General features: G+C 58.2%; 11 protein-coding genes. 4 read left to right on the forward strand and 7 right to left on the reverse strand.

Annotation, left to right across the window (positions count from 1 at the left end; translation table 11 throughout):
* Positions 1 to 72: 72 nt before the first annotated feature.
* From BUB60_RS14165 to BUB60_RS20205, 6 genes are all read right to left on the reverse strand, one after another.
* Positions 73 to 405, reverse strand: coding sequence for a DUF3870 domain-containing protein (locus BUB60_RS14165; protein WP_073080329.1), 333 nt, complete (start codon positions 403 to 405; stop codon positions 73 to 75).
* A gap of 323 nt (positions 406 to 728) precedes the next feature.
* On the reverse strand, positions 729 to 2,462 hold the full coding sequence (locus BUB60_RS14170) for a leucine-rich repeat domain-containing protein (RefSeq protein WP_073080331.1): 1,734 nt from the start codon (positions 2,460 to 2,462) through the stop codon (positions 729 to 731).
* Positions 2,463 to 2,617: 155 nt separating this feature from the next.
* Positions 2,618 to 5,098: an ATP-dependent Clp protease ATP-binding subunit gene (locus tag BUB60_RS14175; RefSeq protein WP_073080333.1), complete on the reverse strand. Its 2,481-nt coding sequence runs from the start codon at positions 5,096 to 5,098 to the stop codon at positions 2,618 to 2,620.
* 97 nt (positions 5,099 to 5,195) lie between these two features.
* Positions 5,196 to 5,657, reverse strand: coding sequence for a UvrB/UvrC motif-containing protein (locus BUB60_RS14180; RefSeq protein WP_073080335.1), 462 nt, complete (start codon positions 5,655 to 5,657; stop codon positions 5,196 to 5,198).
* 42 nt (positions 5,658 to 5,699) lie between these two features.
* The gene (locus BUB60_RS14185; RefSeq protein WP_073080337.1) at positions 5,700 to 6,149 is read right to left on the reverse strand and encodes a CtsR family transcriptional regulator; all 450 of its coding nucleotides are present in this window, start codon (positions 6,147 to 6,149) and stop codon (positions 5,700 to 5,702) included.
* A gap of 143 nt (positions 6,150 to 6,292) precedes the next feature.
* A complete protein-coding gene (locus BUB60_RS20205; RefSeq protein ID WP_159435431.1) occupies positions 6,293 to 6,466 on the reverse strand; it encodes a hypothetical protein in 174 nt (57 codons plus the stop codon).
* Between the two features lie 195 nt (positions 6,467 to 6,661).
* On the opposite strand from BUB60_RS20205, the gene BUB60_RS14190 reads away from it, so the two are divergent.
* From BUB60_RS14190 to rsmI, 3 genes are all read left to right on the forward strand, one after another.
* Positions 6,662 to 6,829 carry a DUF362 domain-containing protein gene (locus tag BUB60_RS14190; protein WP_073080340.1) on the forward strand — a complete coding sequence of 56 codons (168 nt, stop codon included), beginning with the start codon at positions 6,662 to 6,664 and terminating at the stop codon, positions 6,827 to 6,829.
* A gap of 131 nt (positions 6,830 to 6,960) precedes the next feature.
* A complete protein-coding gene (locus BUB60_RS14195) occupies positions 6,961 to 7,677 on the forward strand; it encodes a tRNA1(Val) (adenine(37)-N6)-methyltransferase (RefSeq protein ID WP_073080343.1) in 717 nt (238 codons plus the stop codon).
* Positions 7,678 to 8,626: 949 nt separating this feature from the next.
* Positions 8,627 to 9,457 (forward strand): 16S rRNA (cytidine(1402)-2'-O)-methyltransferase, encoded by an 831-nt coding sequence (gene rsmI / locus BUB60_RS14200; RefSeq protein WP_073080345.1) that lies wholly within the window; start codon positions 8,627 to 8,629, stop codon positions 9,455 to 9,457.
* A 128-nt stretch (positions 9,458 to 9,585) separates the two neighbouring features.
* On the opposite strand, the gene BUB60_RS14205 is transcribed toward rsmI, so the two are convergent.
* Complete coding sequence (locus BUB60_RS14205) at positions 9,586 to 9,831, reverse strand: AbrB/MazE/SpoVT family DNA-binding domain-containing protein (RefSeq protein WP_073080348.1); 246 nt, start codon at positions 9,829 to 9,831, stop codon at positions 9,586 to 9,588.
* Positions 9,832 to 10,037: 206 nt separating this feature from the next.
* On the opposite strand from BUB60_RS14205, the gene BUB60_RS14210 reads away from it, so the two are divergent.
* On the forward strand, positions 10,038 to 10,619 hold the full coding sequence (locus BUB60_RS14210; protein ID WP_073080351.1) for a spore maturation protein A: 582 nt from the start codon (positions 10,038 to 10,040) through the stop codon (positions 10,617 to 10,619).

Below are 10,619 nucleotides of genomic sequence, written 5' to 3' on the forward strand. Positions count from 1 at the left end.
GCGGCAAGCCGGCTTCCACTCGGATATCAGAGCTTTTTTGAAGTCCACTCCGAATAAAACAGCGTCTGAGTATTATTGGCGTTCGGCCATGATCTCCTTGAACTTGGCGAAAACCATTTTAAGCGAGGTTTCGATGGCTCTTTTGGCGTGCCCGTAATAGAGCTTATCGAATCTGGCAATCAGCTTTTCCGGGCCATCGTTCAAATTATAACCGATGATCATCCCGGCCACAAAGCTTTTCGTCACGTCCGTCACCACGGAGCACTCGGCGTTGACGACCTCCCCGCGCGTCATGTCGACCAGCACCACGAGAACGAGCGTCTTGTATACTTCCTCCGAGGTGGTGTTGGCCGGCAGCTTCGCATAGCCGGAAATCAGAATAACGTCGGTCCCTGCTTTGTCCATTTGCTGCCTCCCGCCTGACATTTTAAACGCGCCGGGGAAAAAACACCGGCGCAAGCGCACATCGCGGGCTAAAATGCGGATACAGCGCTCCGCAGGTCCCTTGCGGATATTGAAAGGGTTTTGCCGGCGCTCCGCAAAAAATCAAGCCGCACAAGGTTAATGGCCGCATTTTAGTTAATTATATGCGATTTTGTGTAATAAGCAATATATTTTAATTACGAAATCACACATGTTTTTTCCGCCGTATTTATTGATTTTACAACCTTCCCTGCCAAAGTTCCGTCACATTAGGCATATTTTCCGGTCTCAAGCCCGTTTTTCGCTCAAACAGGCACGTGTTTCAGTTCATATTCCCCGGCATATTTCTCGGCCGCCGAGCCCTCCACGACGCCCAGCGTCATGCCGCGGCGGTGATAAAACGCGTGCGCGCCGATTTTTTCGACCTTACGGGGAATATCGAGCCGCGTCAGGAGAACGTCGTCGTAAAACGCGCTCTCGCCGATATTGACGACGTTTTCGCCGATCGAAACGCGCTCCAGGTGCTCGCACAGGCGGAAGGCCCAGTCGTCGATATCGACGACGCCGCTGCCGATCACCGCGTTCCTGAGATTCTTGCAGGTATAGAAGCAGTCGTTGCCGATGCGGAGCGTTGCGTCGGGGATGACGATTTCTCTGAGATTCTCGCAGTTCCGGAACGCCCCCATGCCGAGGGCGACAACGCCCTCCGGTATGTCGATATGCTCCAGGTCGCTGATGAAAGCGAAGGCGTAGTTGCCGATGTATTTGAGGCTCCTTGGCAGCTTTACCTCCCGTATGTACGAGCAGCCGCGAAAGGCGCCGTGGTAGATCGTCGTGACGGACTCCGGGAGCGTGATGCTGGTGAAACGGACGCGCCAGGCCATGGCAAAGCAGTCCAGCCCGATATGGGTCACCGGCAGGCCGTCCAGCTCGGCCGGGACCTCGACGGCGCGCTTCATCCCGATGTACTTGACGAGCTCGATGTGTTCCTCGTAGACATTATAAAGGTATTCGGCATTTTTGCGGGAAGCCGTGACCACCGTCGAGACGCCCTCCTGGGTGCGTTCGAAATAGGGGTCGTAGGCCTTCAGGTTGATGCGCGAGCTTTTCAGATACGGAATGTTGGACAGGGCGACAGTGACCGCGCCGTCCTCCCCGCCCGAAAAAACGGAAGCTTTGTCGACGTCGATCACATTTGTCTCAAGCTCCTCCACCGCCATATCCAGCAGCGTGGCGTACTCTTCGGCGATATTGGAGAAATCCGTGACGGCGCTCTCCATTTGCCCCAGTTCTTCGATCAGTGACGTTTGGGCGGCGCTTTGCCACATCGTCTCCAGGTTCTCGACCATGTACTGCATTTTTCGGACGTGGAAATTATACTGGGTGATGGCGGAGCGCATCTCCAGCGCCCTGCTTTTCAGCCTCTGGATCAGCGCCTCTGTCTTTGACGCGCCGCCCCGCCGCCCGATCCCAAGCTTTGAAAGCAGCCGGCCGGCGTAATACATAAAGTCCTTGTCCGGGGCCGCGCTGATCATACCCGGTACGCCGAAGCGCGCGTCCGCCGGGCGGTCGTCCCGGGAGCGTTTCGGCTCCGGGAGGTCCGGCAGCTCGAGCCGCACGGGCGCGGCGTTCCCTTCCTCCGGGGCGGCGGGCTTTGCCATCGCCGCGGGATTTGCCCCCAGCTCCCGGGCCGCATAATCCAGCAGGGCGGCGTATTCGCCGATGAGCTCGTTATAGTCCATAACGGAATTCTGGATGCTCCCAAGCTCCGCGACAAAGGAGGACTGGATGTCGTTTTGCCACGCATCCTCCAGGTCTCCCACAAGGTACCGCATCTGCAGAAGATAATGGTCGCACCGGCTCCTGCTCGCGCGCATCTCCTGCGCCTTTTCCCCGAGAAGCTCCGGCGAGAATACCGGCCTTTTGTCCTCATAGGGGTTTTTCATTCCCAGCTTTATTTTGATCCGTATAAAAAAGTAGTGCCACCGATTATTTGTCTCGCCGCGCTTGAAGCCTGGCATCTGGCCTAAATCTGGCATATCTGGTACTCCCTTTCCAATGTGCTGGCATGATATCTATATTAACTCCAATATACGGTCCGCCAAACATTTCGTCAAGAGTTTTCACCCAGCTGGCTAAAGCGCACAAAAAAGCCGCCTGAGCAAATGCTCAGGCGGCCGGGGATTTTGCCGTTTTACACGCCGGCTGCGGCCGGTACTTTTTTGTCGGAATCTGTGATGAGCTCGATCTTTCCGTCGGCGGCGGTGACGGTCACCGTGTCGCCGGCCTTGATGCTGCCCTCCAGAATCTTCTCGGCAACGCCGTCCTCGACGGCGTTCTGGATGGCGCGGCGCAGAGGCCGGGCGCCGTAAATGGGATCGAAGCCCTTTTCGGACAGAAGGTCGATGGCCTTGTCGTCGGCGGCCATATCGATGCCCATCGTCCTGACGCGGGCTTTCACCGTCTCCAGCATTTTGGCGCTGATCTCACGGATATTCTCGCGGCTGAGCTGATGGAAGACGATCGTCTCGTCGACCCTGTTCAGGAATTCCGGCTTGAAGGTCCTCTTGAGCTCCTCCAGGACGGCGCTTTTGATGTTTTCAAACTTGGACGCTTCCTCGTCCTGGCCGATCATCGCGAAGCCGAGCCGCTTCTGCTTGTCGGTGATGTTGCGCGCGCCGACGTTCGACGTCATGACGATGATCGTGTTCTTGAAGTCCACGCGGCGGCCCTGGGAATCGGTCAGGATGCCGTCCTCCATGATCTGGAGCATGATGTTGAACACGTCCTCATGGGCCTTTTCGATCTCGTCGAACAGGAGCACCGAGTACGGACGGCGGCGGACCTTCTCGGTCAGCTGCCCGCCCTCGTCATAGCCGACGTAGCCCGGAGGGGAACCGATCAGCTTGGAGACGGTGTGCTTTTCCATATACTCGGACATATCCACCCGCAGCATGGCGTTTTCGTCGCCGAACATGGCCTCGGCCAGCGCCTTGCAGAGCTCCGTCTTGCCCACGCCCGTGGGGCCCAGGAACAGGAACGAGCCGATGGGACGCTTGGGGTCCTTGAGACCCACGCGGCCGCGCCGGAGCGCTTTTGCCACGGCGGAGACGGCCTCCTCCTGGCCGACCACGCGCTCGTGGAGCACGGACTCCATTTTGAGGAGCCTTTCGCTCTCGTCCTGGGTGATGCTGGTGACGGGGATTCCCGTCCAGCCGGAGACGACGGCGGCAATGTCCTCGGGGCCGACGCTGCCGCGCGCCCCGCTGCGGATGCTCTCCCAGTTCTTGCGGGCCTTTTCGATCTCCTCGTCCAGCTGGCGCTCCTTGTCGCGGATCGCCGCGGCGCGCTCGAAGTCCTGGCTCTTGACGGCGGCCTCCTTTTCGGTGGCCAGCGTCTCTTTCTTCGCCTCGAGCTCCTTGAGATCGGGCGGCAGCTTCAGGTTTTCCATGCGGACGCGGGACGACGCCTCGTCAATGAGGTCGATGGCCTTGTCGGGCAGGTACCTGTCATTGATATAACGGCTGGACATCTGGACGGCGGCCTCGATGGCCTCGTCGGTGATCTTCAGCTTATGGTGCGCTTCATATTTATCGCGCAGCCCCTTCAGGATCAGGACGGATTCCTCCGGCGTCGGCTCGTTGACCGTGACCGGCTGGAAACGCCGCTCCAGCGCCGCGTCCTTCTCCACGTGCTTTCTGTATTCGTTCAGCGTGGTGGCGCCGATGACCTGGATTTCACCGCGCCCCAGGGCGGGCTTGATGATATTGGCCGCGTCGATGGCACCCTCCGCGGCGCCCGCGCCGATGATCGTATGCAGCTCGTCGATAAACAGGACGACGTCGCCGGCTTTGATGACCTCGTCGATGGCCGCCTTGATGCGCTCCTCAAAGTCGCCCCTGTACTTTGTGCCGGCCACCATGCCGGTCAGGTCCAGGGAGACGACGCGTTTGTCCTTGAGCATTTCCGGCACGTCGCCGGCGAGGACGCGCTGGGCAAGCCCCTCGGCGATGGCCGTTTTGCCGACGCCGGGCTCGCCGATCAGGACGGGATTGTTTTTCGTGCGGCGGGAGAGGATCTGGATGACGCGCTGAATCTCGTTCTCGCGCCCGATCACCGGGTCCAGGGCCCCGCTGCGCGCCATATCCGTCAGGTCGCGGGAAAACTGGTCGAGGGTCTTCGTCTCGGTCCGCTTCGTCTTGCCGACGGCCGCCGTCTGGCGCGGCTTATATTCACTGCTGCCGAAGATGTTGAGTATCTCCGTATACATCCTGTTGAGATCGACGCCCGTGGTCAGGATCAGCTTTGCCGCCACGCTGTCGTATTCGCGGAGGATGCCCATCAAAAGATGCTCCGTGCCGATGTAGTTGTGTCCGAGCCTGTTGGCCTCGGCGACGGCCAGCTCGATAATGCGCTTGGCGCGCGGGGTCAGGCCCTGGGGCGGGATTTCGCCCGAGCCGCCCCGGCCGATGTTCTTTTCTATTAAATCGAGGATCAGGCGGCTCTCCAGGCCGGACTCCCGCAGCACCTTTGCCGCGACGCCGCCGCCCTCCCGCGAGAGGCCCAAAAGAATGTGCTCGCTGCCGACGTAACCGTGGCCCAGCTCCGCCGCGGCTGCCTGCGCCAAATCGAGGACGTTCTTTGCCCGCTCCGTAAATCTGTCTTCAAATCTCATGAGTTAACCTCCCAGTCCGTTATACCGAGTGGCCGGTTTTTTGCGCCGGCCACTATCAATCGTCCGTGTATTCATTTATTGCCGATATCCGGCAATTTTATGAGTTCATGCCGCTTTCCAGCTGTTTTATGCTGTCGCGCAGGCTGGCGGCCTTCTCAAAGTCTTCCGCTTTCGCCGCCTGATGCATCTGCTCCCGCAGGATATTGACTTCGCGGCGTTTTTTCATCTCGTCGTCGATATCGACCTTGATCCCGGCGCCCGCCTCCGGTGCGTCCGGCGCGGCGTCGCCGCCGGTCTTCGGCACGAGCATCCCCACCGTCGGAATAATAAACGTCGGGAACACCATGCCGTAGCCGCCGAACATCCGCCCGGACGGCCTCACGCCGAACAACTCCGCAAAGGTGTCCTCAAACGAGGCGTCCGGCTGCAGGGGCGACCTGCCGGTATAGCCCAGCTTGCCGGCACATTCCGCACAGAGATGCTTTTCGGTGATGTTTCCGTTAATATTCGATGTATAGTGAAAATTCACTTCTTCTTTACCGCAGTTGTCGCATTTCATGGCAATTCTCCTTTCAGTCTGATGGCGCTTCTGCCCCATATGTTATATAATGTTGATCAGCATCTGTTTATAGATGCCTGCCCGGACGGCGTCCCGCAGGGGTACGGGCACGGGCCGGAGGGCGTTGTTGCCGATGGCGGCCAATAAAAGCCGCGCCTGGCCTTCCTCAATGGCGTCGCCCTGAAGCAGATTCGCCGTCAGCGCCGCCGCCGTGTTCAGATCGATTTCATCGCCGATGGTATTGACCGTATGCATGATGAGCCTTTCCGGTTCCATGTTGACGCGGGTGATTCGGATAAATCCGCCGCCGCCCCGCCTGCTCTCGACAATGTAGCCGTGCTCCGGCGAAAAACGCGTTGAAATCACATAATTGATCTGGCTAGGTACGCACTTGAACCGATTGGCCAGCTCCGATCTCTGGAGCTCCGCGCAGCCGTTCGTATCATTCAGGGCGTCATGGATGAATCCGGCGATAATATCGCTCATTCCCATGGCGCATCACCTCCAACGTAACTGACTTTGACTATCTTTGACCTTAATTCATATTACATCACCGGGAATTAGACCGCAATGGTCAGCATCCGCTCAGTCACGCTGAATACCGCCTATATCCGGCGTTATGTCGATTTATCTTCTCATTTCGCAGTATTGCTCCCGTCAACGCTGTTTTGCGCCGCCGCAGACGTATCCTTGATCATCTGACCTTCCGGCTTGCCGCGCTTTGCAAACCGCTCCTCATGTTCCCTGCTTTTCGGGACGCCGTCTAGTCCCGGGTAGTCCCAGGAGTGCGCCCCCGCCTTTCTGTCCATCCTCGTCCGCCTTCCCTGTCATATTGACCGTGACGCTTCGCACGATATAAATGTAGTATGTACAACGAAAGCGGTCAATTAAACATCGGGCCTGTATAAATATGCTATTGATTTTTAGTGTATTCATGGTAAAATACACATGATTACTGTTTGCCTCACAATGAGGCCCCGATACATAAAATGGAGGTATTTTTCATGGCTTATAAAATCAGCAGCGATTGCGTTTCCTGCGGAGCCTGCGCTCCCAACTGCCCTGTCGAGGCCATTTCCCAGGGCGAGACCCAGTATGAAATCGACGCCGCCAAGTGCATCGACTGCGGCTCCTGCTCGGAAGTTTGCCCGATGAGCGCAATTTCCCAGTAATTCGAATACATACGAAAATGCTGTCGTTTAGAAAACGCTGTGCGGCGGAAGCCATAGCCGTTTTCCAAAAGGCAGCATTTTTTCATGCGGATTTTATACGCATATAGACTTTTTGCTCGGAGGTCTGAAGCATGAACTACAATATAATGTGGCCTGGCGGCCCCACCTTTGTCCATGATGAGGCATCCTTTCGCCCCGGCACCGATTCCATTCTGCTGGCGTGGTTCGCCGCCGGGGGGCCGGTAAAACGTGCCTGCGACCTTGGCTGCGGGACAGGCGTCATCTCTCTCATCATGGCCTGGCAGGACGACGCACTCACGGTGGACGGCGTGGAGATCCAGCCGGAATGGACCGCGCTCGCCCGGGAAAACCTGAAGCTCTGCAGCCTTGACGACAGGGTGACGATCATTGACGGCGACCTGCGGCGCCACCGGGAATTCCTCGAGGCCGGGGCCTACGACCTTGTGGTGGCCAACCCGCCCTACTACGCCCTCGGCAGCGGCAAGTCCGCGCCGGAGGAGAGCCGGGCCAAGGCCCGGGAGGAACGCGAGAGCACTCTCGCCGACATTGCCGCCGCCGCCGCGTACCTGACCCGCTGGGGCGGCCGGTTCGCCCTCGTCCACAAGCCGGAACGACTGGCCGAGGTCATCCGTACCCTGTCGGAAAAAGGCCTGGAGCCCAAACGGCTCCGGTTCGTCCAGTACCGGCATGACAGCGCGCCGAATCTCGTCCTCATCGAGAGCCGCCGCGGCGGCAACCCCTCCCTCACCGTCGAACCCCCGCTCATACTGACGGACTCTGCCGGCAATGATACGGAGGAGGTCAAAAGGATATACCATCGGGAATAGTACTGCCGCCTGAGGGCGGAGGGGACGGGGAAGCTCCGCAGGGTCACTTTTCTGCTCGTGCAGAAAAGTAACCAAAAGACACGCATAAGAGGGAGGCTTTTAACAAAGCCGCCTCCCCCTTATGTATCCTCCTCGCCGACACAAAAACGTTATGCATGGTAAGAATAGTCTTTCGTTATCCTGCCACTCGCCTAAGCTTCAAAGGGCGAAGCCTCTTTTACCGGCCTTCGACGGCCTGCTGCGGTACGGTCTTGCTATTTGCAGAAAGGATGCCAACCGCCTGTGGGCGGAGGGACGGGGAAGCTCCGCAGGGTCACTTTTCTGCTCGTGCAGAAAAGTAACCAAAAGACACGCATAAGAGGGAGGCTTTTAACAAAGCCGCCTCCCCCTTATGTATCCTCCTCGCCGACACAAAAACGTTATGCATGGTAAGAATAGTCTTTCGTTATCCTGCCACTCGCCTAAGCTTCAAAGGGCGAAGCCTCTTTTACCGGCCTTCGACGGCCTGCTGCGGTACGGTCTTGCTATTTGCAGAAAAGATGCCAACCGCCTGTGGGCGGAGGGACGGGGAAGCTCCGCAGGGTCACTTTTCTGCTCGTGCAGAAAAGTAACCAAAAGACACGCATAAGAGGGAGGCTTTTAACAAAGCCGCCTCCCCCTTATGTATCCTCCTCGCCGACACAAAAACGTTATGCATAGTGAAAATGGTCTTTCGTTATCCTGTCACCGGCCTAAGCCTCAAAGGGCGAAGCCTCTTTCACCGGCCTTCGGCGGCCTGTTGCGGTACGGTCTTGCTATGCTGTAAAATCCCAAAGCGCAGCCCTCACGGGCCCGGGGCGCAGCCCCGCACGGGGTTTCAGGGGCGGAGCCCCTGCAAGGGGTCATAGGGGGCGCAGCCCCCTATACCTTTATTGGGCGGGTGGGCGGGAAAATTTTAATGAGGTGACTTATGAGCGGAACACTCTATCTTGTCGCAACGCCGATCGGGAACTTGGGCGATATCACGAGGCGTGCCGCCGACGTGCTGGCGGGCACGGACTTCGTCGCCGCCGAGGACACGCGCGTCACGCTGAAGCTCCTCAATCACCTTGGCCTGAAAAAGCCGCTCGTCAGCTATTACGCCCACAACCAAACCGAAAGCGGCGCGCGGATCGTGGAACGCATCCTCTCCGGCGAGAGCTGCGCGCTTGTCACGGACGCGGGGATGCCCGCCATCAGCGACCCCGGCGAGGAACTGGTCCGGCTGTGCGCCGACAGCGGCGTCACGGTGACGGCCATACCGGGCGCGTGCGCCGCCGTCACGGCGCTGGCGCTGTCGGCCCTGCCGACGGGACGCTTCACCTTCGAGGGCTTTCTCTCCACCGCCAAGAAAAGCCGCTTTGAGCACCTGCGGTCCCTCAAGGACGAAAAGCGGACGATGATATTTTACGAGGCCCCCCACAAGCTCCTTCCAACGCTGCGGGACATGCTGGAAACCTTCGGCGACCGGCGGATCTCCATTTCCAGGGAAATGACGAAAATCCACGAGGAGACGCTCCGGCTGACGCTCCAGTCGGCCGTCGCCCATTTCGAGGCCACGCCGCCGAGAGGCGAGTTCGTTCTCGTTATCGAGGGCGCGCCGGCTTCGGACAGCGCCCGGGCCACATTGGAGGACGCGCTGGACGCCGTGCGCGGATACCGCCGGGACGGCCTGTCCCTGAAGGACGCCGTCAAAAAAAGCGCCGCCGAGATCGGATTTCCGAAAAACACCTTATACGAAGCGGCGCTCCGGGACGATTGACGCCCTGGTCCCGAATATCCGTTTATCTATCAACGCGGCCTTTGAGGCCCGAACAATCGGAATATATACAAAAAAACGCCCCTGTCCTGACGGACAGGGGCAAAAAAATTAACTGGACCTTTTGCTTATTATGCCTTTTTCTTGAGTTCCTTCATGCATGCAGCGCAAATGTTCTTGCCCTTGTAGTTGGTCACGCCTTTCACGTTGCTGCAAAAGATACATGCGGGCTCGTACTTTTTAAGTACTATTGCCGATTCATCTACATAGATTTCTAGTGAATCCTTCTCAGCAATGTCCAATGTGCGGCGCAGTTCGATTGGTAAGACGATGCGCCCGAGCTCATCGACTTTCCTCACGATACCTGTTGACTTCAATGCAACCGCTTCCTTTCTTCGTTAATACTCAATTTTCTCCTACCTATACCAAAATTGGTGGTTTTACAATACCACATATGTCCGTAATTGTCAATCGCTGTCGTTTTAAATGGTTTAATAAATTCTGGCACATTTTATCATTTTCTACCTCAAAATACGATATATTTTTATATATACTCATCCTGAAGTGGGAATGGAGGCGTCATATGGCTCTGGCTTGGATTTGGACAATCATGGTCGCTTTTTCGGTTGTCTTCGGTCTTTTAAGCGGCAACATCGACGCCGTTGGAAAAGCGGCGCTGGACGGCGCGGGGGCGGCCGTCAAGCTCTGCATCGGGATCTGCGGGGTCACCTGCCTGTGGACGGGCGTGATGGAGGTCATGCGGCGGAGCGGCCTGGCAGGCGGCCTGAAGACGCTTTTCCTCCCGCTGCTCCGGCGGCTCTTCCCTGATTCCTCCAACAATAAGGACGCCATGGAGGCCGTTTCCGCCAACGTCTCGGCAAATCTGCTCGGGCTTGGCAACGCCGCCACACCGCTGGGGATCAAGGCCGCCACGGAGATGGCCAGGAAGGCGGAGGGCGGCGTGGCCACCGACGATCTGTGCATGCTGGTGGTCATCAACACGGCGTCCATCCAGCTGATCCCGGCCACGGTGGCCGCGCTCCGGGCCGCCGCCGGGTCGGCAAAGCCTTTCGATATCCTGCCCGCCGTGTGGGTCTCGTCCGTGTGCTCTGTCGCCGCGGGCATCATTGCCGCCAAAATCCTGAAAAGATTCTGGGGGAAGTGA

The sequence above is a fragment of the Sporobacter termitidis DSM 10068 genome, assembly GCF_900130065.1.
In the GTDB taxonomy this organism is placed as follows: Bacteria; Bacillota; Clostridia; order Oscillospirales; family Oscillospiraceae; genus Sporobacter; species Sporobacter termitidis.